This is a genomic window from Sphingobacterium sp. DR205 (genome assembly GCF_011064245.1).
Lineage (GTDB): Bacteria > Bacteroidota > Bacteroidia > Sphingobacteriales > Sphingobacteriaceae > Sphingobacterium > Sphingobacterium athyrii.
Genome location: NZ_CP049333.1, coordinates 3,747,528 through 3,772,941, shown reverse-complemented (window position 1 = coordinate 3,772,941; position 25,414 = coordinate 3,747,528). Strand labels below are relative to the sequence as shown.

Genomic DNA, 25,414 nt, shown 5'->3' with positions numbered 1-25,414 from the left:
GAAAATAAGTTAATTATGAAAAAGACGCTCTATAGTTTGGTCATCTTCATATCCACATTGGTTATTTTTGACGCGAAAGCTCAAGCGCAAAAAAACAATAATTATGATTTTTTTGACACTGTGGTAAACAACCATAACCAGATCTTTCCGCCTTCAGGTATTCCTTCAGCTATCGAAATGGTGCTGAAATATTGCAAAGCAGTGGATTTTAATTTTTATAACTTACAAATTAAATGGCAAAATAAAACGGATGGTTCTTTTCGTGACTTTGACAAGAAGGAATTATACGGAATTACTTTTTCCCAAAAATTTAATTTGCCCCGGGATGAAAGCTTTCCAATGGATAGTCTTTTTCAAACGATAGAAAATGAATTGAAATCTGGTAAAAAGGTAATTATCGCACTTCAGGTCGAAACAGGCTGGTCTATTTTTGTCGTCTATAAACAGACTCCGAATGGAGAGTTTGTTTCTTACAGTAAACTAGGAAGCCATACAACGATACTTAGAAATACAAAAGAAATTGTGAAAAAGTCTAACGGTACAGAAATCATGACGTACAGCATTCTTTCTCGTTCGTAGCAGGATACAAGCAGCTTTCTGTAGCAAGGTTCAGACGGTCAAACACTGTATTGTTGGCTTTGTTTATAAACAAAGAATTTAAATTATGAAAAAGATTCTCTTCAGTTTAGTCATATTAATATTCACATCGCTTATTTTTCATGCGAAGGCTCAGACACAAGAAAATGATAAGGACGATTTTTTTGACACTGTGGTAAATAATCATCATCAAATCTTTCAAATGTCCTGTATTCCATCGGCTGTCGAAATGGTACTGAAGTATTATAACCTGGTAGATTTTGATTTTTATGACTTACAAAATGAATGGCAGAACAAAACTGATGGTTCTTTCCGCAACTTTGACAATAAAAAATTATACGGCATTACTTTCTCCCAAAAATTTGTTTTGCCTCGGGATACAAACTTTCCGATAGACAGCCTTTTTCAAACGGTAGAAAATGAATTGAAGTCTGGGAGAAAAGTGATTATTTCACTTCCGGCAGACGCGGGCTGGCATATGTTTGTCATCTGCAAACAGACTCCAGATGGAGAATTTGTATCCTATAGCAAACTTGGTGATCATACTTTAATACTTAGAAATACAAAAGAAATTGTAAAAAAGTCTAACGGAACGGAAATCATGACTTACAGTACTTCTCCGGGATTGCATTCTCCCCAAACATCTGCGGATTAAGATAAATCCTAAACGGAAGTACAATGAATAAAAAACTGACATTATGATCTATTTTTTATTTTTTTTAAACGAGATCCTGTAATTTTTTTCTTCGACGCTTTTGCTGACGGATTATAATCAAGACATATTTTGATCCAGTACTCAAAATCATCAGATTTCTGAAATCCGCTGGGTTCTACATAACAATATCCTTTGAGCTGCTTTCCTTTCATCATCATCGGCAAGAAGCCTTTTTTTTCGGAAACCTCATCTTCTAGTTCAGCGTTATAACGGCACATCAGATTATCGTGGCTAATATTGATACACATTTTCCCGTTAACAAGAAAAGATAATCCACTGAACATTTTCTTTTCCTCAACTTCCATATTGTCTTCTATTGAAAGTCTTTCACGGACACGGTTGACAAGTTCATTATTATAAGCCATCTCTTGGGTTTTTCTATCAGTTACAATCTAAGTCCATTTCCCTTTTTAACAGATTATTCTTGGTATTTCTTGGAGTAACATCGCCACAATAAAAATGTTTTGGAAAGGACGTCAATTTCTATCGGAATTCATCTTATTTGAAGATAAGAATACATATTCCAATGAGTACGTGTATGATGAATTTGAAAAGAAAGAGTTTAAAAATGGTAAACTTCTGAATACAGAATTGACCAAAATTGAATACTATAAATGATTTTCAGACGCTAGCGCATATTCCTTTTCTTTACCTGTTTGTCAAGAATTATTGTAAAATCACTTCCGCAAAAAAGCAACTGCTTTCATTGTTAACTATCATTGCTTGTGGACTTATAGGCTGTGTTATGAGAGCGATTTATCTAAAATATGAAAATGCTCAAATAAGAGACCTCTTGAGAAGAGTCGAGTTGGCTGTGGATGGCGATATACCCGGTGTTGGCTTTCAGGATATGCATCTAGAGTTCTATCTCTTGGCAGGTTTGTTTGCGGGATCACTATTTTGTATGATTGTTTTTAGAATATCTTTAAATCGTCAAAACGGAGAGCCAAATGTAAAATGTTAATCAATTTAAGATTATTATACTTTTACGACCTTTGGTGCCAGCAATAGCGGAATATTTTCAATTATTTTTGTCCAATATTTCTTAGCCTCCTCACGTTGATTGTCATTTTCTAATTGATCAACATGAATAGAAATTGTCGTTTTATCACTCTTTTGGGAAGGAATAAACCTGATTTGCAAGTTTGCGCTTTCCTTAAATCCAACGTGTTTCCATTTTGTACGTATATGAGAGTATTCTTTAAAAGTTGAAAAATCCTGTTCAACTCCTTCGGACCAATATTTTAAGCCTTCTTCTGAAAAGAAGAGTTTCCATATACTTTCTAAATTTGATGGGAATGTTTTTCTGATTCCGAACTGCCAGCCTGAATCTTTTGTTAATCCAATACGTTTTATCATGTTTTTATATACTAAGAAATTACGCTCTTATTGATCTTTTTTAAGCAAAATTCAAACGCTTTTAAGATACCATTTGTTTTAAATATGAAATTACTGAACGAATATTTTCTACCGCATGCAATTAATCAAAAACTTGATTTACACAGGGTGGTTTGCCGTAAGTTATATTGTTGTGATTTCATTCTTACACTAATATAGAAGTATTATTTCAAATTTAGTTTTTGTACGAATTGATATTTTTCCCCTTACATAGTATAAACCAGAGAACAATCGGATATGAAAAAAGAAAAGAATTTAAAAACTGCTGAGATTGATCAGCGTTTAGTAGACAATATTGAACAGATTATGACCACCAATGATGGTGTGCCTATTTCTGATAACAACAATACATTGAAGGCAGGTGAGAGGGGACCATCATTACAGCAGGATCATATTTATTTTGATAAGTTGATGCATTTCGACCGAGAGCGTATACCAGAACGTGTCGTTCATGCCCGCGGATCAGGTGCCCATGGTATTTTCGAAGCCACTGCTGACTTATCCCAATATACAACTGCAGCATTTTTAAAAAAAGGAACAGTAACTCCTCTTTTTACGAGATTTTCTACTGTTGCGGGTTTCAAAGGCTCTACAGACCTTGCCAGAGATGTAAGAGGTTTCGCTGTTAAATTCTATACCGAAGAAGGCAATTACGATCTCGTGGGGAATAACATTCCAGTTTTTTTTATTCAGGATGCGATGAACTTCCCAGATCTTGTCCATGCTGTAAAACCAGAGCCGAACAATGAAATGCCGCAGGCGGCATCGGCACATGACACCTTTTGGGATTTTATATCGCTGATGCCCGAGTCTGCACACATGATCATGTGGACTATGTCAGATCGTGCGATACCCCGAAGTTTCAGGATGATGGAAGGTTTCGGCGTTCATACATTTAAATTTGTGAATGCCGAAGGAGTAGGTACATTCGTTAAATTTCATTGGAAGCCGAGATTAGGTGTACATTCGGTCGCATGGAACGAAGCCCAAAAGATTTCAGGATTTGATGCTGATTTTCATCGAAGGGATCTTTATGAAGCTATTGAGAACGGAAATTTTCCGCAATGGGATCTCGGTGTTCAGTTGATTCCAGAGGCAGATGAGCTGAAATATTCGTTTGATATTCTTGATGCGACCAAGATTATTCCAGAGGAGCTGGTGCCAGTTCAGATTATCGGAACGATGACACTGAACCGCAACCCGGAGAATTTTTTTGCAGAGACCGAACAAGCCGCTTTCGACCCCGGAAGGCTAGTGCCGGGTATAGATGTTTCGGATGATCCGCTATTGCAAGGACGGATATTTTCCTATATGGATACCCAAAACTATCGATTAGGTGGTCCTAATTTCCATGAGCTTCCTATCAATCGTCCAGTGACGGGTAAGCATAATAACCAAAAAGATGGTTTTGCGCGGACTGAGATCCCCAAAGGTGCTGTGAGTTATTTTCCTAACAGTAAGGCTGTGGGCTGTCCTTATCATGCAATGCTTAATGATGGTGTAGGGTTTGAATCCCACAAGCAGCCTATCAATGGTTCAAAAGTTAGAGCTCGCTCAGATTCCTTCGCAGACCACTTTACACAAGCAAGACTGTTTTTTAATTCACAGAGTCCAGAAGAACAGGACCATATGGTTAATGCCTTGAGCTTTGAGCTTTCGAAAGTTAACGATGTTAATATACGAACGCGAGAACTGGCAATTTTGAATCAGATCGACGAAGAACTAGCAAAAAATGTCGGTACAAACCTCGGACTTATCCCACCAAAAGAACTTGATCCCTTAACTCTCAAATTTGCACGCCAGAACCACCCCGAATATCCTCTTAAACCGGTCGAGCCAGAAGTTGAAAAGTCTGCAGTTTTGAGCATGAAAGTAAAAGATGGCGAGGGAACAATCAAAACCAGAAAGGTTGCTTTCCTTGTTGATAATGGAGCTAGCAAATCCTCCATAGATAAAATGAAAACTGCTCTTGAAAGGGAAGGGGCACAAGCCGTTCTGATTTCATCTCATGTAGGAAAGATCCGGTTCAAGGAAGGAACAGAAGAAGATATTCAGCATTCATATCTTACTGAAGCATCTGTTTGTTACGATGCATTCTTTACACCAGCAGGTGAATCGGTAAAAGCCCTTGCGCAAAATGCCGATTACCTCCAATTTATCAATGAAGGTTACCGGCACTGTAAAACGCTCGCATTTGCACAAGATGCTGAAGAGTTAGCTGAACGATCATTTATTAAAAAAGATAAAGGTGTTATTTTCGAAAGCAAGGATAATCTCACCGAGGATTTTATAGCGATCATGAAAGGGCATCGTGTTTGGGAGAGGGAAAAATCAAGAAAGGTACCTTCCTAACATCTAGCATAAAGCAGATAGCCGTTTGAAAGGACGGCTATTTGGTTTTTACACATTATGGAAATCGCATATTGTTTGTCGTTATTCAAAAGAAGTAGCATGGAAAAAATAGCAAGTAAAAAGATCTGACCTTTGCAAAAAAGCAATCCGGATTGGAGATAAATATGATGCCAGTTCCTAACACTTATCCATTAAAGTACGATAAAGAAGGAAAATTAAAAAGATAATGCTGTTGAATCTGCATCCTTCGATATAACAAGTCTGTCGATAGTTGATATCATTTTAGCTCGCTAAAAACTCTTTGATCAATTCAGCTGTTTCAATTGGTTTTTCAGCAAGAATAAAATGGCCACAGTTTTCGATTTTTTTTAATACTAAGTCACTTGTGATCTCTGGTAATGAATGATGAAGTAAGTCATAGCCACTTGCACCGATTGCCAGAACCGGCATTTCCAATTTATTATAGCTCTCATAGTCTTTAATATCTTGCGGAAAGGCCTGATACCATGCATTAGAACAACGAATACCATCTTTATTGTCATAAGCCTCACTATAAACGGATTTATCAAATTGGCTTATGCTATCTTTATTGACAAGAAGGTTGTCGAATAACCAAGAAATGACAATTGACATGCGCCCCTCAAGTAGCTTTTCGGGCAATTCTTTTACCTGATTGAAAGCGAGCCACCAGGGATATAGATAACTGGTCCCCAAAACAGGTAACATGGGCAGCTGATACATGTTTGGGTCTGGATGTGGTGTATCCAGCAGTACTAATTTGCAGGTTGCTTTAGGGTAATTACAGGCAAAACTAAATGCAACATGTGCACCGATATCATGACCGGCGATAGAAACTTTGTCAAAACCCAAATAATTGATTAGTCCATATATATCCTTTGCTATGTTCTTTTTTTCGTAACCATTTTCCGGTTTATCCGAACTGCCCATTCCCCGGATTTCGACGACAATTACCTGGTAAATTTCAGCCAATATCGGCATGATATGATGATATGCCCACCATGTTTCCGGATAACCGGGAATGAGTATTAAAGGTTCCCCTTTGCCTCCGCTAACATAATGCATGGATATATCATTTATTACCGTATAATTGTTTGTGAAGCCGGGTACTAGTTTAATAAGCTCTTTGTCTGAATATGCTGTTTTCATGATGAAAAGATAACTTGTGACTGCGATTGATTTTCTATTGACAAATTTAACCTGTATTTTTACAACCCACAAGTATGAAGTATACTATATACTTGTGTTATTTGTTGTAAATAATTGATTATCAATGAAATTAATTAGTCAGCTGTCTCGGGAAGCAAACATACCTATTGGAACTATACGCTTTTATGAAAAGAGTGGCCTTATTTCGGGGACGACAAAGCAGGGTGTTACATCCAATAACTACGTTTATTATGACGATGAAGTAACCGAAAAACTTAGGTTTATAAAAATGGCCAAGGCTGTAGGCTTTACCTTAGCAGAGATTAGACAGGTTATTGATGCATGGTATCAAAAAGAGCTTACTAAAGCCAGTAAAATGGAAGTGCTTAATCTTAAATTGGAACAGATTGACACCAAGATAGGGGAACTTAAGGCAATGAAAAAACAAATAGCACGATGTAAATACAATATCGAAAATGGCCTAAGTCAATAACTTGGTTGTAACGGTCTAAGGCCGTGATCTGATTATGTAAAATATACTTCACATTATCCCTTGTTGCGCCATAAAAATTTTTGCCAGATCATCACGCAGGATGTCAAGTTGTTCCGAAGTCTGCATTTCCTTTTGGAAAAGATCTTATGATTTGAATATCTTTTATTAACTAACCCCGTACCTATCCATATTGCATTTGTCGTGATTGGATGAGAGAAAGACAGTGCAATTTTTAAAACATTAAAATATTCTTTTATATTTTAAAAAATAAACGTTAATTTGACACTAATTAATTTTGTCTACCATTATGGAGGCATCAATACGAATGGGAAAAGTTATAGCCGATCGACCTTTATAAACAACCTGGAGTATCGCGCAGATGGTACTATAAGATGGATTAATACAACCACGGAAGGTCCTTTTAATGAAATAGATTGATAAAAGGTATGAAATATAAAATTAATTTATTGACCATAAAGAAACTAACAACTCTTAGTGCATTGTTGACAATGCTATTTTCGGGTCTACGTGCACAGGAATTGCGGGTAGCCGGACCGGACGGAAAATTGGAGGTCAACTTATCGTTAGAGAAGGGCAAACTTTATTATCGCGTGAACCTAGCTGGACAGGAGATGTTAGAAAATTCGCCCTTGGGCTTGCTGGGCGACAAGGTCGATCTTGCCAGTAATCTCCAGTTGGTTGCTTCCGACACAAAGACAATCGACCAAAAGTATGAGGAACCTAAAATCAAACGTAGACTGGTACGTTATCAGGCAAACGAATTGCTTTGTACATTGGAGAATAACTTAAAACAACAGCTTGTTGTGATTTTTAGGGTCAGCAATAATGATATCGCTTTTCGCTATGGTATCCCACAGGTGGCGGAACCCGCAAATTTTCGGGTCGAGGAAGAAATAAGCGGTTTTAAATTTCCCCATTCAACCACCACCTTTCTCACCTCACAAGCTACACCGATGATCGGCTGGAAGAAGACAAAACCGAGCTATGAAGAATCCTATGTACCGGATCAGGCGATGGGCGTACCGTCGAAATACGGCGTTGGTTACACCTTTCCGGCGCTTTTTCATGTAGGGTTCAGAGGTTGGGTACTGCTTTCGGAAACTGGATCGAATGGCAGTTACTGCGGCACCAAGCTCAGCGAAGGCACAAAATCGGGTTTTTACAAAATTGCCTTTCCCGAGAAAGGTGAAAATAATGGCATTGGCGACCGGGGCCCGACGCTAGCGCTACCCGGCTTTACACCATGGCGTACAATCACTGTGGGCAGTACGTTAAAACCTATTGTGGAGACCACGATTCCTTTCGATGTAGTCGAACCGCAGTACAGGGCAAGTAAGCCTTATACCTTTGGACGTGCCACTTGGAGCTGGCTGGAGTGGCAGGACGGAAGTATTAATTTCGAAGATCAGAAAAAATTTGTTGACCTATCTGCTGCTTTGGGTTACGAATTTGTCCTGGTGGACAATTGGTGGGACAAGGAGATCGGGCACCGTAAAATCGAAGAGCTTGCGGCCTATGGACGAGAGAAAGGTGTGGGACTCTGCCTTTGGTACAACTCAAACGGGTATTGGAACGACGCACCACAGACACCTAAAAATCGGATGAATACGGGTATTGCGCGAAAAAAGGAAATGGCCTGGATGCAAGCTGTCGGAATCAAAGGAATCAAAGTCGATTTTTTTGGTGGCGACAAACAGGAAACACTGCAGCTTTATGAAGATATTCTTGCGGATGCAAATGATTATGGGCTGACCGTGATCTTTCATGGATGTACCTTGCCCCGGGGTTGGGAACGCATGTATCCTAACTTTGTGGGAAGTGAAGCGGTATTGGCATCCGAGAACCTCATCTTTACACAAGACGCCAATGATAACGAAGCTTTCAATGCTACTTTGCATCCCTTTATACGTAATGCTGTAGGGGCCATGGATTTCGGTCCTGTGCTGCTCAACAAACGACATAATCGTGAAAACAATGGGGGCACGGTCCGTAAGACAACAGAAACATTTCAGTTGGCCACGGCGGTATTATTCCAGACTCCCGTACAGAATTTTGGACTAACACCCAACAATCTACTTGAGATGCCCACGCATGTGATCGACTTTATGAAACAGGTCCCCACCGTATGGGATGAGACGCGGTTTGTGGATGGTTATCCCGGAAAATATGTGGTGCTGGCGAGACGCAAAAAAGAGCAGTGGTATATTGCTGCTGTGAATGCCGAAGGGAAGGAAAAGACGATTGAGGTGACCCTGCCCATGCTTTCTGAAAACGTCGTGCAATGCATCAGTGACAATAAGTTGCGCGGGTCGGAGCAGAAAACGATCAGCCTAAGCCGCGAGAAAACAGTCAGATTAACCTTGCAATCGAGTGGTGGGGCCATATTGATTGGAAAATAGGTTTTTTATTTCTCTTTTTTTTGCCTTTTTTTGTTGTCCTATGAAGAAATGGCTGATAGTTCTCATCTTAATATGGCAATGCCTACCAGTATCTGGACAAACGGATCGGACTCATTTTTTTTCGCTACGCGAAGGCCTTACAAACCAGCAGGTACTTGATATTGTACATGATGACGAAGGCTTCATGTGGGTTGCGACAGAACTTGGATTGAACCGATTTGCAGGAAAGTCATTTAAGCATTACTATGCTTCTAAAAGGAAAGACGGGCACACTGTCAATAGCAACGAGATCAATACGCTGCTCCATGACGATAAAAAGTTGTATATCGGTACGCGCGCGGATGGTTTAAATGTCCTTGATTTAACGACAAATAAATTCAGCTATTATGTGCATGATCCAGCTGATCCAAAATCCATTGCTACAAATGATATTACAGATATGATTCGTGCAAGGGATGGTGGCCTATGGTTAGCGACCTATCACCAGGGGATTCAGCACTTCGATCCTGTCAGAAAAGAATTTCAACACCTCAATAAAAGTAATTTACCGGATTTCCCTGAAAACAGTATATGGTCATTAGCCGAAGACCGAAAAGGAATGCTCTATGTCGGCCATGTCAAAGAGGGAATGACGATCCTGAATCCAATACGTCGATCTTTAAAACGCTTGACTTACCAAAATTCCGGAGCTGAATTACCTGACAACGAGGTTAAAGTCTTATTTTGTGATCAATATGACAATATCTGGATCGGCACCCGGAAAGGGCTTGCCGTCTACCATACCTCGAGTGGTCAGCTAATGCATATATCTCTGGCTGCGTCGTCTAAAAATGGAAATGAGCCCTTTATTTATGCAATTAAGGAATTTGGCGGTAAGCTTTGGATAGGAGCAGAATCGTCTCAGCTTTTTGTAATACAACTAGGCTATGGATACGACAAAAGGGTCGAGGGTGTCCGGCAAATACAGCTTTTTGACCTGGGAAAGGGAAATAATTCAATGGTCCAACATATTACACCGGACAAATTTGGGAATCTCTGGCTCGCGCTATACGGCGGTGGTGTGGGGGTGATCAGCCATATCAAACCCTTTTTTAATGTTTTCCCGACAGGCGCATTATTGCCGGATCAGCTGGCAACAGTGAGTAATATTATCGTCAGGGGTACAGACGTGGTCTGGTTGACGACAGAAGGCTCCGGAATCGTAGAGATGGGCAAAAATGGCAGATTACTCAAATGGATGACACAAAAGAACGGCAGTCCTGATGATTTTATATTGGCTGCATTTAAGGATCATAAGCAGCATGTCTGGTTAGGTTTACGAAAAGGCGGTGTTGCAGTTTGCTATGCCGGATCCACAACATGGCATACGATAGATCTTGGAGAGCCAGTGTCGGAGGTTCGCGCAATTTATGAAGATCACAGCGGTGTAATCTGGATTGCTGCATACCAGGGTCTGTTTATCTATGACCCGCACAATCATAGCGTGCAAAAATTGCTGATCAACAATCCGATGCTCGGAGACTATGCTCCTCGAGCGCTTGTCGAGGACGGGAAGCATAATATGTGGGTAGGAACGTATGGACAAGGGTTGTATGTGTATAATGATAGTCGGCAGCTGATTCGGAAAATGGATAGCGGAAATGGATTGAGAAATAATACTGTCAACCATTTGCTATGCGATAAAAATAATAATATCTGGATTGCGACAAATCAGGGAATAGCTTTACAGGAAGCTCAACGCGGAATAGGTGAACTGAAAGCTTTAATGCCTCCGGGTGACGATGCCTGGCTGTTTGTCAATGGCCTTTCAGAAGATCAAAATGGGCATATCTGGTGCTCTACAAAGTCAGGTATACTGCGCTTTTTACCCAAAGAAAACCGCTTTTTACAATACGATCAGTCATTCGGCCTACCACTGGGAGGTTTTATAAATGGAAGTGTGGGGCGGGATTTGGCAGGACGCCTGTATTTCGGGATGCAAGACGGCATATGTTATTTTGATCCGAATGAAATCCCCTCAAAACTGCCAAAATCTCCGATTCGGCTGAGCCGATTTATTGTTTTCCGCTCCGGCGAATCGAATGCACAGGAAGACAAATATCTTACATCATCCGATGAGATCAGGCTTGATCATAACGAGAATAGCTTTCGTATCGAGCTTGCGGTCATGGACTATGCGCTGGATGGATTGGTCGAGTTTGGATACCGGCTTCAGGGACTAAATAACGACTGGATTTTCCTAGGCAACGAAACTAATCTTGATTTTCGGAATGTACCCTATGGAGATCATGAACTTTTGATTCGCACACGCATGAAAAATGGGCAATGGTCTCAAACCTGTCAACGTTTACTGATTAAGATCAAACCACCTTTTTATCTAAGTCTGCCCGCAAAAGTTACTTATTTTCTGATTTTTATGCTGGTCATTTATGTGCTTATTTTCTTTTACATAAAAAGAATAAAGGCTGAGTCTGAACTGAAGCTGAAAGAACGCCAGCACCTTCAGGATGAACGCTTGCATAACGAGCGCATGAATTTCTATACCCATATCACGCATGAACTCCGTACACCATTGACGCTCATATTGGGACCGCTGGACGATTTGTCTCACGATGAACAATTATCTCCTAAAAACAAAGGATTAGTGTATACGGTTCAAAAAAGTGCCAACCGGCTTTTTACTTTGGTTAGCCAGCTTTTGGAGTTCAGGAAGGTGGAATCGCAGTTTAAACCGCTTGTACTTGAAGCTGGGACCTTGAGTGACATGCTTGTTGATATCGTGGATAAGTATCGAACCTTAAATAACAAACCAAACGTTGAGATATATGCAAATTTGCCCGAAACAGATTACCGTACTTTATTTGATGCAGAGATCATACAGTTGATCGTAGATAATTTGCTTTCTAACGCCTATAAATATACCGATTCGGGCCATATTAGGCTGGGCCTTAAGTATGAACAATCAAATTTAACCCATGGGGCAGTTTTATCCATTGAAGACACGGGTCGCGGGATTCCGGCGGACCAAATGGATCGAATTTTCGATAAGTTCTATCAGATTCCCGGCAGGGGAATCCACGGAACGGGCATAGGTCTGGCCCTGGTCAAAGAATTGACGGCGATTCATCAAGGTAAGATCGAGATTAAAAGCACAGAGGGAATGGGAACGACGGTATCAGTCCGGTTTTTAGCAAATAGAGTCGACGTTGATACTCCAAAAGCAGTGGAATTGATCGCGGAATCTGATCAGGTAGCTATGGATCTCAGTCGCCCATTGATTCTTTTGGTCGAAGATGATCCTGATTTACGCGCCTATCTGGGAGATGCCTTATGCCCAAATTACGAAGTTTTGCTTGCTGAAAATGGAGCAGTTGGATTGGACATTGCACAAAATAGGATACCCGATCTTCTAATAAGCGACATTATGATGCCTGATATGGATGGTTTTCTGCTAGCTGAAAAATTGAAGGATGAGCGTTCGACAAGCCATATACCATTAATCCTGTTGACGGCGAAAGATACGGATCTGGACAGGCAACGGGGGTATGACCTCGGAGTAGATTCGTATCTCACAAAACCGATCGGTACAGCTTTATTGCTCAAACGTATTGATAACCTGTTGCGCAAACAGAAGGCCATGAACAATGCTATTTTACAGAAAATCAAATTGGATCAGCCAACGGATTTTGTAGAAAACCGGCAAACCGAAAAAGATGAGTTATGGCGTGAAAACGCATTTGTTCAGGATTTTGTGGCAATCGTAGAACAACATATGCAAGATGAGGTATTGGATGCCGCTACACTGGCAGAGAAAATGAATATGAGCCAATCAACCTTATATCGCAAACTAAAAGGTATTACGGGGAGGAATATCAATCAACTTGTGCGTAAAATACGGATACATAAAGCTGCTGAGCTGTTACGTTCGGGAGCGTACAATGTGACCGAAGTTTCTTTTATGGTCGGCATCAATAGCGCTATTTACTTTCGGCAATGCTTTAAAGAAGAGTTCGGACAGCTTCCTTCGGAATATCAAAAGTCGGGAGCGAAGAGCTAAGGGGCGCATCATCTGACCTTCTTTCTGATGTTAACTACTCAACAAATATCTTGTGGAACATTCGCGATATAAGTGATCGTGACCAGGGCTAACGGATGAGGTCATGAACCGAAAAACATACTTATTTTTGTTGAAAAGCCGCTTTTTGACCGAAAACTATATGGTATTTGACGGATTTGTATACGGTCTGAAGCTTTAAAATCCCCTAAGTTTGACAGTATAATCAATTATAAATCTCGCAGGAAGTGGCAATGCATCTGATGTAACCTATGTAAACCATCGCTTATCGTCTTCGCTGTCTATTCTGGCCAGATTGTATTATTTACTGTTTAATTCGTATAGAAATTTATGAACAACCTAAAAATTGTTTCTTTGTATACGGTGTTGAGCGTTGCGCCAACATTGTTATACGCCCAGGGGAAAATTTCGGGACAGGTCTTGAATAAGGCCAACGAGCCTATCGCAGGTGCGACTGTGATTATGGAGGGCGGAGGTAAGGGAACTTCAACAGACAAATCGGGAAAATTTGAACTGAATGCCACTAAAGGTGTGCTTGTTGTCTCTTTCATCGGCTACATGACCTACAAAGTCCCACTAAACGAAACCACAAATCTGATAATTCGGCTTGAAAAAGATGAGCGCGTTCTGGAAGATGTCGTGGTGGTGGGGTATGGTACACAAAGAAAAGCGACGTTAACGGGCTCTATTTCTGAAGTGAAAGGCAAAGATATCGTAAAAAGTCCGCAGCCTAATTTATCCAATTCGCTCGCCGGACGTTTTTCTGGCGTGGTAATCAACAACCGGAGTGGTGAGCCCGGTTATGACGGTTCATCCATTACGGTGCGTGGACAGGCAACTACAGGAAGTAATGATGTATTGATTGTCGTAGATGGTGTACCCGGACAAATAGGCGGCCTGGAGCGTCTGGATCCAAACGATATTGAAAGTATTTCGGTTTTAAAAGATGCCTCAGCGGCAATTTATGGTAACAGGGCAGCAAATGGGGTTATTTTAGTCACGACCAAACGTGGAAAAAGCGGTAAACCTTCGATCACGTATAGCGGAAATCTCGGTGTCAGTTCACCGACACGGTTGCCTAAAATGGCTGATGCCGCTACTTATGCTATTTTAAGGAACGAAATTGCTTATGGAAATAGTTCTTCCGGAGGAATGAACCAGATTTATTCAGCAGAACAGATTCAAAAATTTAGAGACGGATCTGATCCACTGCTATACCCCAATACCGATTGGGCAGATGTCACCTTGAAAAAAGCGGCAATACAAAGTCAGCATAATCTGTCTGTCGCTGGTGGAACCGAGGATGTGCGATATTTTATGTCTCTGGGTTCGGTTTATCAGGATGGCTTATACCAAAAGGGGGTAACAAAATATAAGCAGTATAATTTCAGAACAAATCTTGAAGCCAATGTAACTGATCGCTTTAAGGTCGGACTCTCTCTCTCGGGAAGACAGGAAGACCGTAAATTCCCCATCGCATCTGCCGGAGATATTTTTCGCTCCATGTATAGAGCGTATCCTACGGTAAGCGCATATTATCCAAATGGCTTACCGACGCGGGGCATTGAAGGATCCAATCCCGCCTTAATGGTCACGGATATCGGTGGGACCGTGAATAATCCCAAACAGGTTTTCAATGGCATACTCAAAGCAAGCTATCAGCTTCCTTGGGTAGAAGGGCTATCCGTTGATGGTTTTCTTTCGGTGGACAAATCCGCAAATTTTAGCAAAAACTTCAGTGTGCCCTACGTGTTAAATGCTTATGACCAGGCAAAAAATACTTACGAGGAATCTATTGTCGGCGGAAATAACAATAAGGCTACATTGACCGAATCGCATACCAATGAATCCTTAATCACAAGCAATATAAAACTGAATTTTGAACGTACCTTTGGTGCCCACGCAATCAATGCTTTTGTCGGTTATGAGCAAAGTAAAAGGCATTTGGAATATTTTGACGCGCAGCGTTTTAATTATCTCTCCAACCAGCTGCCTGAATTATCACAAGGTGGATCCGCTGCGACAGATTATCTTAATTCAGGTTATAGTTCTAATTATACGAGACAGAGTATCATTAGCCGGATAGCTTATAATTATAATGAAAAATACCTGTTTGAAGGACAGCTCAGGGCAGATGGTTCTTCCATTTTCCCCTCAGGCAAGCGATGGGGATATTTCCCTTCCATATCCGCCGGGTGGCGTATCAGCAAAGAAGACTGGTTTGCAGACAAGATCGGATTTTTAGATGATCTAAAACTTCGCGCCTCTTATGGTACCCTTGGTAACGATAATGTCGACGGATTCCAATTCTACGATAACTATACGTTGGTAGGAAATGGTCTGGTTGCGCTTCTAAATGATAAAAGCCAGATTGAACCCAATGTTAAATTGGCAAAATTAGCAAATCCGGCGATTACTTGGGAGGTGTCCAAGAAGCTAGATGTAGGATTAAATGCACAATTTCTCAAAAATTTTACGATAGAGGCCATTTATTTCAAACAAAAGAGATCGGATATTCTAACGGAAAGGAATGCGTCGATTCCGGCAACTTCAGGTATTGTCAATCCATACAAAGAGAACAGCTCCAAACCGCTGGTCCCTTCGGAGAATATTGGCAAGGTGAATAGCGAAGGATTTGAAGGAACTTTGTCATATCAAAAACCGGGCGATTTCAGCTGGGGAGTATCCGGTAATTTTACCTTTGCCAAAAGTAAAATTATCTTCATTGATGAGGCCAGCGGTACGCTGGATTATCAGCGCCAGACATCGAGACCGCTGGGAACCTATCTGCTCTATAACGCCATTGGATTAAACCGGACCGAAGCAGATCTCGCTGCGGCGCCACAGGCACCCGGAGCACAGGTCGGGGATTTAATTTATCAGGACTATAACCAAGATGGTAAGATAACGGCAGATGATATGATACGGACAAAATATGGTAATATTCCCCAGATTACGTATGGCTTTAATCTGAATGCCGCTTATAAAAATGTAGATATTTCCATTCTTTTTGCTGGGCAGGCTAAAGTAAGTCAGCACGTGCTTCCGGAATCCGGAACAGTAGGAAACTTCTACAGTACCTGGGCCGACAATCGATTTAATGAAGTCAATAATCCGAACGGAAACTATCCGAAAGTACCTGAACGCGCCTCTTCGGCTGTGAGCGGTGGCTTGTATAATAACACCTTTTGGTTGAATAATGCGTCCTTTTTGCGTTTGAAAAATGTCGAGATAGGCTATACATTGCCTAGTGAGGTCTTATCGAGGCTGAAATTGGGCGGACTTCGGTTTTATGTCAACGGATTTAACCTATTGACCATCACAAAAGTGAAGGATTATGATCCAGAAGGGAATAGCGGTAGCGGTCAATTCTATCCGCAGCAACGTATTATTAATGTAGGTGCAAATTTAAAATTCTAAAAAGGAACTTAAGCAATGAAATTTATAACTAAGTATATTGTGCCTTTGGGCTTGGGACTGACAGTCTTCTCCGCCTGCAACAAAAATCTATTGGATGTTACGGCGACAGACAGAATATCGACAGAAGCAATTGAGACAGATACAGCTGTATTGGAAGCTTTTATTATCAACAGATACATCGGTGAAAAAATTATATCAAGTGAGGCTGACGGGACTAATCCGGGGTTTGGACGTGGATTTGAATACGCCCTTTGGTCTTCACTGTCTGATGAATCCATGTATACCAATGATGATAATACTTGGCTCATTATCCGGGGGCAGTTATCGCCTGAAAATTTAGGCGCCGCCGGATCACTTTGGGCCCGTAGCTACCGCAGTATCCGTGAATGTAATTATGCAAAAAAAGTACTGACTACTATTCAGATGAGTTCTTCACATAAACGGCATCTTGAAGGTGAGCTACAGTTTATCAGGGCATTTCGGTATCACGATCTCATTCGGAACTTTGGCCGGGTTGTCTTGATGGGCGATACCGTGTATGGTTTGAAAGATGACTTAAGTACTGCAAGCCTTTTTGAGCGGAAGTCTATTCAGGAAGGAATGGATTATGTGATAAGAGAATTGGACGAAGCAATTGAAAAACTGCCGCTGGATAACAATGACAACAGCTGGGTTACCGGCCGGGCTACCAAGGCTGCCGCAATGGCATTAAAATCAAGACTACTGCTGTATGCAGCGAGCCCTCTCTATAACGTGGGTACCTGGGCTGCCGCGGCTCAGGCAGCACAAGAGTTGATTTCGCTAAATAAATACAGCCTATATACGGGCGGATACCAGTCCCTATTTTTGACTGACCGGAATCCGGAAACTATCTTTGCCCGTTATTATACCAAAAATGCCAATCATGTGCATTTAGAGATTGCAAACGGACCGAACGGCTATGGGGGTTGGGGTGGAAATACGCCTTACCAGAATCTGGTGGACGCTTATCAGATGAAAAATGGTCTAGCTCCCTTGAATGAGGATGGAACTGTAAACACTGCTTCAGGATACGATCCCAATAATCCCTATGTCAATCGTGATCCACGCTTTGAGGCAACAATCCTACATAATGGTTCGATGTACAGAGGACGCGCGGTTGAAACATTTATACCGGGCGGACAGGATAGCAGGGAGGGTAGGGATAATTGGAACACATCGAAAACCGGTTATTATCTGCGCAAGTTTATGAATGATGCGTATCCGTTGGAAAATCCTTGGGGAAATGCGGGATTTCAACCGTGGAATTATTTTCGCTATGCTGAGATCCTGTTAAATTTTGCAGAGGCGGCTAATGAGGCCTACGGTCCGGATATGCTACCCGCAGGTAGTAGTCTTACAGCTAGACAGGCATTAAATTTAGTTCGGACAAGACCTTCTGTAGAGATGCCTGAAATCCCTGTTGGACAATCGAAAGATGAATTTAGAAAACTGTTGCGCTACGAACGCCGGATAGAGCTGGCCTTCGAAGAACACCGCTTTTATGACGTAAGAAGATGGAAAATCGCCAACATAACAGAGAATATGCCAGCCTCCGGAATGACGGTGACAAAGGGAAATAATGGGCTTACCTATACGCGAAAAGAAGCATTATCGGGCCGTCGGTTTGAAGAGAAACATTATTGGCTCCCGATACCGCGTGCAGAGATTTTGTCCTCGAACGGACAACTGGAACAAAATCCCGGTTATTAATGTTAATTAATCAAAAAAAGACTTACTCGATGCGCTGGGACCCTTTTCGGAACCAGCGCATCTTTGTCAGATCAAGCAACCTTTACTAAATTATTTTATACATGCGATTTACGGTTATAGCATTTTTATTGATGAATATTGTGGCATCGGCATATGCGCAGGAATATAGGCAGGGCCCGACCGAAAAGGATTTTGCCGGTTATTTATTTGCTTATTTTAAGGGCAATGCTGTAGCCGATGAAGCTGTCTGTTTTGCCATTAGCACCGATGGTTATACCTACCGTGCGTTGAACGGTAATCGTCCGGTACTGGATTCGAAGACCATCAGTAAAACCGGAGGTGTCAGGGATCCGCATATTCTCCGTGCTGAGGATGGAAAGACATTCTATATGGTACTGACCGATATGACCTCCTCCAAAGGCTGGGATTCCAATCGCGGTATGGTCCTGCTAAAATCGCAGGATCTGCTGCACTGGTCGCATCAGGCCATCGACTTCCAGCAGCGATTTAATGATCAAAAGGATTTGAAGCGTGTATGGGCACCACAGACCATTTTTGATTCGGCGGCAGGAAAATATATGATCTATTGGTCTATGCAACATGGAAACGGTCCGGATATCATCTATTATGCTTATGCGAATAAAGATTTTACCGATTTTGAAACGGAGCCAAAAGTGCTCTTCGTACCTAAAAACGGTAAATCTTGTATTGATGGCGATATTATCGAAAAGAATGGCCTGTTTTACCTCTTCTACAAAACCGAAGGGCACGGCAACGGGATCAAACTTGCCATGACCGATTCCCTGACTTCGGGAAAATGGATCGAACAGGTTGGGTATAAGCAGCAAACAAAGGAGGCCGTGGAGGGATCAAGCGTCTTCAAGCGAAATCAGTCGGATCAATATATCCTGATGTATGATGTGTATGGTAAGGGAAAATACCAATTCTGTATTTCCGATGATCTCGATCGTTTTAAAGTGATCGACCAAGAGATTGATATGGATTTTCATCCCCGACATGGAACCATCATACCCCTTTCCAGAGATGAGCTGATCCAGTTGACGTCTCATTGGGGCAAACCCAAGGATATACCGCTTGCACTGAAAAGGAACCCAATTCTGGACGGCTTTTATGCAGATCCCGATATTCTTTACGCCAACAAAACCAAAAGATATTATATCTATCCAACAAGTGATGGATTTGATGGCTGGGGCGGCTACTATTTTAAGACCTTTTCTTCGGCCGATCTTATCCATTGGAAGGATGAGGGTGTCATCCTGGATCTTAAAAAAGAGGTTCCCTGGGGACCACGCCATGCATGGGCACCAGCGATCACCGAGAAAAAAGTCAAAGGTGACTATAAATATTACTACTATTTTACGGCGGCGCAGAAAATCGGTGTCGCCGTAGCGGACCAGCCAACGGGACCATTCAAGGACTCGGGCACACCGTTGATCGATTTCAAACCTCCCGGCGTAACTGGCGGGCAGGAGATCGATCCGGCGGTGTTCAATGACCCCAAGTCAGGTAAAAGTTATTTGTATTGGGGAAACGGTTACCTTGCCGTTGCCGAACTAAATAAGGATATGGTCTCCATCAAAAAGAATACAATGAAGGTATTGACGCCTGACAAAACATTTCGTGAAGGGGTATATGTGATCTTTCGCAATGGAATATACTATTTTCTTTGGTCAGAAGATGATACCCGCAGCGAGAATTACCGGGTTCGCTATGGGACATCAACCTCTCCCTATGGTCCGATCCGGGTGCCCGAGAACAATCTGATCTTACAAAAAGATCCGGCGAAAGGAATCTACGGTACTGGTCATAATTCGATCTTGCAAGTGCCCGGAACCGACGAATGGTATATTGTCTACCATCGATTTAGTTACCCAAATGGGATCAGGATGGGGGATGCAGCAGGTTTCCACCGGGAAGTATGCATGGATCGGCTTTATTTCGATGCGAATGGCCAGATCGTCCCTGTCATTCCAACCCATTAATATAAATCAAATCAACCTAAACCATTATATAACATGAGAACAATTATTAAAAATATAGCGATGCTTTCTACGGCAGTTTTAATTGGGCAGAGTACCCTCTACGCCCAGCCGGGGTTTGGGTTCGCTCAGCGGATCAACGCAGACTGGCAGTTCCAGTTAGAAACCGCAGGAGCAGCGCAAAGTGCAACAGCACTAAACGAGCAGGCCTGGAAATCGGTCAGGTTACCACATGACTGGGGCGTAAAGTATCCTTTGAGTCCAAACCTCGCCAGCGCCACGGGATATTTACCCGGGGGTATAGGGTGGTACCGAAAACAACTGTCCATACCTGCTGCAGACCAAGGAAAGAAGATCTTTCTTTATTTTGAAGGTGTTTACAACCGCAGTGAAGTTTTTGTCAACGGCAAATCTGTCGGGAAGCGACCCAACGGCTATGTATCATTTTCCTACGATATCAGCCCGTATATTGAATTCGGAAAGGAAAATACCATAGCTGTCATGGTAGACCATAGCAAAAGCGCAGATTCGCGCTGGTACACAGGCTCCGGAATCTACCGGGATGTTTGGGTCGTCAAGGCCGATCAGGTGCATCTGGATCAATGGGGGGTATATGCCTATCCGGAACTTAAGGGTGGGAAAGGAATACTCCATACTGAAATTACGGTGGTCAACAGTTCGTCATTGCGTAGCCCAGTTACCGTGCAGCAGGAGCTCATCGATGCCGAAGGCAGGCTCATTGAGAAAAAATCCGGGCAGCTTACTATCGCTGCTGCAGATAAAGCACGCCTAGACCTGAAATTGACAGCATCAAATCCAAAGCTGTGGAGCTTAACGCAACCTATACAATATACATTGCGGACGACAGTATGGCAAAAAGGCAAGCAGATAGATCAGTCCGAAGTAAAAACCGGTTTTAGGACCTTTACCTTTGATCCAGATAAAGGCTTTGCCTTAAACAACCAATGGATGAAAGTGAAAGGTGTATGCTTGCATCACGATGCCGGTGTCCTCGGTGCCGAGGTTTATACCGAAGTGTGGAAGCGTCGCTTACTCACTTTAAAATCGTTGGGTGTTAACGCTATACGTACAAGTCATAATCCGCAAGCTACCTCACTCTATACTTTATGTGATGAGCTTGGTCTGCTGGTTATGGATGAAGCGTTTGATGAGTGGGAATTTCCGAAGCGAAAGTGGCTACAGGGCTGGAATGTCGGTGTACCTGGTTTTGAAGGAGCTTATGACTTTTTTGAAGCGTGGGGGGAGCGGGATTTGGCCGATATGGTCCAAAGGGACCGGAATCACCTTTCAATATTTGCCTGGAGCATAGGCAATGAAGTGGATTATCCCAATGATCCCTATTCGCATCCGATTTTGAATGGCGAAAAAAAAGAAGGTGGTTTTACACAAGCTTCATATGGTGGTTATAAAACAGATGCGCCGGATGCCATGCGCTTGGGGGATATTGCCAAACGTCTGGTTGCTGTGGTAAAAAAATACGATCGAAGCCGAGCGGTAACGGCAGGCCTCGCGGGTGTGGCGATGTCCAATGAAACAGCCTACCCCGGAGCACTTGATATTGCGGGATATAATTACACCGAAAGCCGATATCAGGAAGATCATCAGCGTTACCCGAAGCGCGTAATCTTTGGAAGCGAAAATAGGCATGATCTTCCTGCATGGCTGGCTGTACGCGATAATGCGCATATATTTGGACAGTTTCTTTGGACGGGGATCGATTATCTAGGCGAATCGGGCCGTTGGCCTTCACGCGGTTTTTATTCGGGCTTACTTGATTTTGCTGGCTTTATCAAACCCAGGGGATATTTTCGCCAATCTCTGTGGGCAGAAAAACCCATGGCTTATTTGGGAACTTATCCATTGGCAGGAGCGACCACGAGGACGGATGTGTGGTCAGCTTCGGAAACTGAGCAGCAACAACGAAAAAACGAAAAACCCTCGATGGATGCCTGGCCGATCTGGAATTATCAGGACGGTCAGCTGATCCGGGTGGTCTGCTATACCAATAGTGCTGCAGCCCGGCTAGCACTGAATGGGCAGACCGTGGGTGATGAGAAAAAATACGATGCAAAAACAGGAATTATCTTTTGGGATATCCCTTATGCCACTGGTAGGCTGGAAGTGATCGGGCTGGACAGCAATGGAAAAGAAGTTGTCCGCCATGCGATTCAATCCAGCCAACGGCCGGCATCCATTCAGACGGTGCTTGTTGGGGATCCGTCGATTAAAGCGGGTGGTCTGCTGCAGCTAATGGTGCAGCTTGTCGATGAAAAGGGCATTCCCGTGGTTCTTTCGGAAGATGAAATTACCTGCGATATTACCGGAAATGCACGTTTATTGGGTATGGAGGCCGGAAACAATGCCGATATGGGTGATTATACGGATAATAAACAGCGGGTCCATCAAGGCAAAATGATCGTATATGTACAATCAACGGGCAAATCGGGGGACCAGATTACCATTCGGCTGACCTCACCCTGGCTGAAAGCCGCCACGGTATCCTATAGCTTTAACTGATGGGCCTATTCATCTGAGCGGAGTGTCCGTATTTCTAAAATTTTATGACTGGGGGACGTTGATGTCCCCTTGATTTTTACCTCTATTGTCGACATAGCGGTACTTCCTTTGGGAAGCTTTATGCGCGAGGTTTTAACAACAGCACTGCTATCAGTGCTCTTTAGGGTTTCAACAAGGATTCCATTGATCCAGATTTCGCTGGTCCGCAGCGCAGTATCTGTCATATACTTCAGGTATAGTGCACTAGCATCTGTATTTTTTAGCTGGTAACTGAACCAGCCGCTGGCTTCACGCCAACGCGTATCGTCAGTGCTCCCGGCCTTGCTACTTTCTTCCCGAAAGAAATGATCCGATTCCGGCTGTTGTTCTCCAGCAATAACCTTGTCCACCGTGATTGCAGTGAGGGCAAGGCTTTCGCGTTCATCCCTTTCAATTTTATCCTGCAGCTGTTGAAGTTGGGCAGAGGTTGCTTGTGGCCAATAAAGAATATACCTACTGTCATGAATACCATAGAAAGGTTCAAGTTCCATTTTTAGTGTGTCTTTTCCTCGGTGAAGTCCTGTGAGTGTAAAATGCAATGGTTTGGAGGAAACAGGATGGATAAGCGTTGGGATGGCCTTGGGATCACCTGTTAGGATAGGGATATCGCGCAATGGGACCTGCTTTCCAGATGCAATATGGCCCATCCGGCTATCGTCGGCCTTGAGTCCCGTTAAATCATTTGTTCCGGAGCGTGCAGCGAGGACAACAGGACCATAGGATATGCAATAATAATTACTTTGGTCAGGCAACTGTTCGGCCTGGATTTCCATTGGTAATTCCATACGCAGGCGATCTCCAGGCTTCCAGGTACGTTTTATTTTAATATGTGTTTCCGTGGAATCCGTAATGGGATAAGATTTTTCGTTTATTGATATAGTTGGCTTAGTCTTCAGCCATTTAGGTTTACGTAGATAAAGAGTAAATTCATGTTTATTTTTTGAATTAATGATCAACGAGGTATATGGATCCTTCGGGAAATTGTTGTCCTGAATGATCTCGACTCCCTTTTCTTTCCAATTTAGTCGAGAGGGAACAAAGAGATTGATGTACAAGTCATCCTGTGTATGTGCATAAATCATTTCGCCATACTTGGCATGGTTTTCCATTCCAGACCCCACGCAGCACCACATACTCGTCTGTGGTTGGGAGTAGACGCGATAATGTCCCGGACGGATTTGCGTGAAGTAGACAAGTCCACCGTGTTCGGGATGTTGGGTAGATAAAATGTGATTATATAATGCCTTTTCATAAAAATCCATATACTTGGCCTGTTGATCTGTACGGTACAGCATTTTTGTGAGCCTGAGCATATTGTAGGTGTTACAGGTCTCGGGGCCCTCGATGCTATGAACCATCTTCGAAAAATCGTTTGTAGGATTAAAGTGTTCACTGACACTATTCCCACCGATGGCAATGGATCTATGCAATACTACATTATCCCAGAAGTAGCGTACGGCCCCGGTCCATTCCACATCCTTGGAGAGTTCTGCAATTCGTGCGAAGCCCAGAACTTTCGGGATCTGCGTATTGGCATGTAATCCCGTTAATTTATCCTGATGTTGTTTTAAGGGGACCAAGATGGATTGGTGAGAAAATTTTCGCGCAAGATCCAGGTATTTGGGGTTTTGAGTAATTGCAGCGACATCTGCAAAAATTTCATTGAGACCACCATGTTCACTGCGCAACATATCCTGTATTTGAGTCTCAGACAGTTGAGAAACCAATCTAAGAGCCCAATCAGTCATCTCAATAAGCATGGTTTTAGCGGTTTGATTAGCCGTCAGCAAGTAGACATCGCGCAATCCGGCGTAGGTTTTATGAATATTATAAAGCGGAACCCACTTTCCATTTAGACTAAAAGTGCTTGAATGGATATTACCCATATGAATTTCTTCCCAGATGCGTTTACCTCCCGGGACACCGCCAATATAGCCATTTCCATTTGCTTGCTGACAGTGCCGCAGGGTTATAATCATATAATCAAGTCGTTCTTTGATCCGCGGATCGTCAGTAGAAGCGTACATATGTGAGAGTGCAGAAAGGTAATGACCGCCGATATGACCGTCCAAACCAGTGTTTTCCCAGTTCGTGTAAGATTCTTTAATGACAGGTAAGCCAGCTTCCCTTAAAAACGGAGCAAGTAGACGATCAGGATCCATCGCCAATAGGTATTGCAAATCAAGCTGTTGTGCATGATAAAAGGGGCCCGGTAATAATCGAATATCCTTTAGATCGAAATAGTTTAGCTGTTTGGGTGACTGTGCAAATAAAGATGAACAAAAAGCGAATACAAAGATTATTTGGGAAAGACTACTATTTAATTTCATTTCAAATTTAAGGTATGTAATCAGCTGCATGATCAAAGTATGCAACAAGTTGGTTATTGGATAATTCGAAGTATTGTATCGTTAAACCAAAGATATAAATTACAAAACTATTTTTAAATGTTTTTTTAACATTTATTAT

Annotated in this window: 16 protein-coding genes; 12 read left to right on the top strand and 4 right to left on the bottom strand. The window is 42.4% G+C overall.

Features of this window, described 5'->3' with window-relative positions; all coding sequences use genetic code 11:
• Window positions 1–15 precede the first annotated feature (15 nt).
• Both G6053_RS16100 and G6053_RS16095 read left to right on the top strand, forming a co-directional pair.
• The gene (locus tag G6053_RS16100; protein ID WP_165307139.1) at window positions 16–579 is read left to right on the top strand and encodes a hypothetical protein; all 564 of its coding nucleotides are present in this window, start codon (window positions 16–18) and stop codon (window positions 577–579) included.
• An 85-nt stretch (window positions 580–664) separates the two neighbouring features.
• Entirely contained in the window at window positions 665–1,252 is a 588-nt protein-coding gene (locus G6053_RS16095; RefSeq protein WP_165307137.1) for a hypothetical protein, read from the top strand.
• 41 nt (window positions 1,253–1,293) lie between these two features.
• On the opposite strand, the gene G6053_RS16090 is transcribed toward G6053_RS16095, so the two are convergent.
• A complete protein-coding gene (locus tag G6053_RS16090) occupies window positions 1,294–1,677 on the bottom strand; it encodes a TfoX/Sxy family protein (protein WP_165307135.1) in 384 nt (127 codons plus the stop codon).
• 94 nt (window positions 1,678–1,771) lie between these two features.
• Between G6053_RS16090 and G6053_RS16085 the strand changes: the two genes are divergently transcribed.
• Together G6053_RS16085 and G6053_RS16080 are read left to right on the top strand one after the other, a co-directional pair.
• Window positions 1,772–1,930, top strand: a complete 159-nt coding sequence (locus G6053_RS16085) for a hypothetical protein (protein WP_165307134.1) — start codon at window positions 1,772–1,774, stop codon at window positions 1,928–1,930.
• On the top strand, window positions 1,914–2,276 hold the full coding sequence (locus tag G6053_RS16080; RefSeq protein ID WP_165307133.1) for a hypothetical protein: 363 nt from the start codon (window positions 1,914–1,916) through the stop codon (window positions 2,274–2,276). The genes G6053_RS16085 and G6053_RS16080 overlap by 17 nt, the downstream gene beginning before the upstream one ends.
• 14 nt (window positions 2,277–2,290) lie before the next feature.
• Here G6053_RS16080 and G6053_RS16075 read toward each other — a convergent pair whose 3' ends face one another.
• Window positions 2,291–2,671: a hypothetical protein gene (locus G6053_RS16075; protein WP_165307132.1), complete on the bottom strand. Its 381-nt coding sequence runs from the start codon at window positions 2,669–2,671 to the stop codon at window positions 2,291–2,293.
• Window positions 2,672–2,947: 276 nt separating this feature from the next.
• On the opposite strand from G6053_RS16075, the gene G6053_RS16070 reads away from it, so the two are divergent.
• Entirely contained in the window at window positions 2,948–5,062 is a 2,115-nt protein-coding gene (locus tag G6053_RS16070; protein ID WP_165307131.1) for a catalase, read from the top strand.
• Window positions 5,063–5,344: 282 nt separating this feature from the next.
• On the opposite strand, the gene G6053_RS16065 is transcribed toward G6053_RS16070, so the two are convergent.
• The gene (locus tag G6053_RS16065) at window positions 5,345–6,229 is read right to left on the bottom strand and encodes an alpha/beta hydrolase (RefSeq protein ID WP_165307130.1); all 885 of its coding nucleotides are present in this window, start codon (window positions 6,227–6,229) and stop codon (window positions 5,345–5,347) included.
• 124 nt (window positions 6,230–6,353) lie between these two features.
• On the opposite strand from G6053_RS16065, the gene G6053_RS16060 reads away from it, so the two are divergent.
• From G6053_RS16060 to G6053_RS16030, 7 genes are all read left to right on the top strand, one after another.
• Entirely contained in the window at window positions 6,354–6,722 is a 369-nt protein-coding gene (locus tag G6053_RS16060; RefSeq protein ID WP_108633858.1) for a MerR family DNA-binding protein, read from the top strand.
• A gap of 446 nt (window positions 6,723–7,168) precedes the next feature.
• Window positions 7,169–9,142 (top strand): glycoside hydrolase family 97 protein, encoded by a 1,974-nt coding sequence (locus G6053_RS16055; RefSeq protein ID WP_206531749.1) that lies wholly within the window; start codon window positions 7,169–7,171, stop codon window positions 9,140–9,142.
• A 40-nt stretch (window positions 9,143–9,182) separates the two neighbouring features.
• Window positions 9,183–13,199 carry a hybrid sensor histidine kinase/response regulator transcription factor gene (locus tag G6053_RS16050; RefSeq protein ID WP_165307129.1) on the top strand — a complete coding sequence of 1,339 codons (4,017 nt, stop codon included), beginning with the start codon at window positions 9,183–9,185 and terminating at the stop codon, window positions 13,197–13,199.
• Between the two features lie 348 nt (window positions 13,200–13,547).
• Window positions 13,548–16,637, top strand: a complete 3,090-nt coding sequence (locus G6053_RS16045; protein ID WP_165307128.1) for a TonB-dependent receptor — start codon at window positions 13,548–13,550, stop codon at window positions 16,635–16,637.
• A 15-nt stretch (window positions 16,638–16,652) separates the two neighbouring features.
• Window positions 16,653–18,368, top strand: coding sequence for a RagB/SusD family nutrient uptake outer membrane protein (locus G6053_RS16040; protein ID WP_165307127.1), 1,716 nt, complete (start codon window positions 16,653–16,655; stop codon window positions 18,366–18,368).
• Between the two features lie 101 nt (window positions 18,369–18,469).
• Window positions 18,470–20,371, top strand: a complete 1,902-nt coding sequence (locus G6053_RS16035; RefSeq protein ID WP_165307126.1) for a family 43 glycosylhydrolase — start codon at window positions 18,470–18,472, stop codon at window positions 20,369–20,371.
• Window positions 20,372–20,404: 33 nt separating this feature from the next.
• Entirely contained in the window at window positions 20,405–22,906 is a 2,502-nt protein-coding gene (locus G6053_RS16030) for a sugar-binding domain-containing protein (protein WP_206531748.1), read from the top strand.
• A gap of 5 nt (window positions 22,907–22,911) precedes the next feature.
• Here the strand turns inward: G6053_RS16030 and G6053_RS16025 are convergent, their stop codons facing one another.
• The gene (locus tag G6053_RS16025; RefSeq protein ID WP_165307125.1) at window positions 22,912–25,275 is read right to left on the bottom strand and encodes a glycoside hydrolase family 127 protein; all 2,364 of its coding nucleotides are present in this window, start codon (window positions 25,273–25,275) and stop codon (window positions 22,912–22,914) included.
• Window positions 25,276–25,414 lie beyond the last annotated feature (139 nt).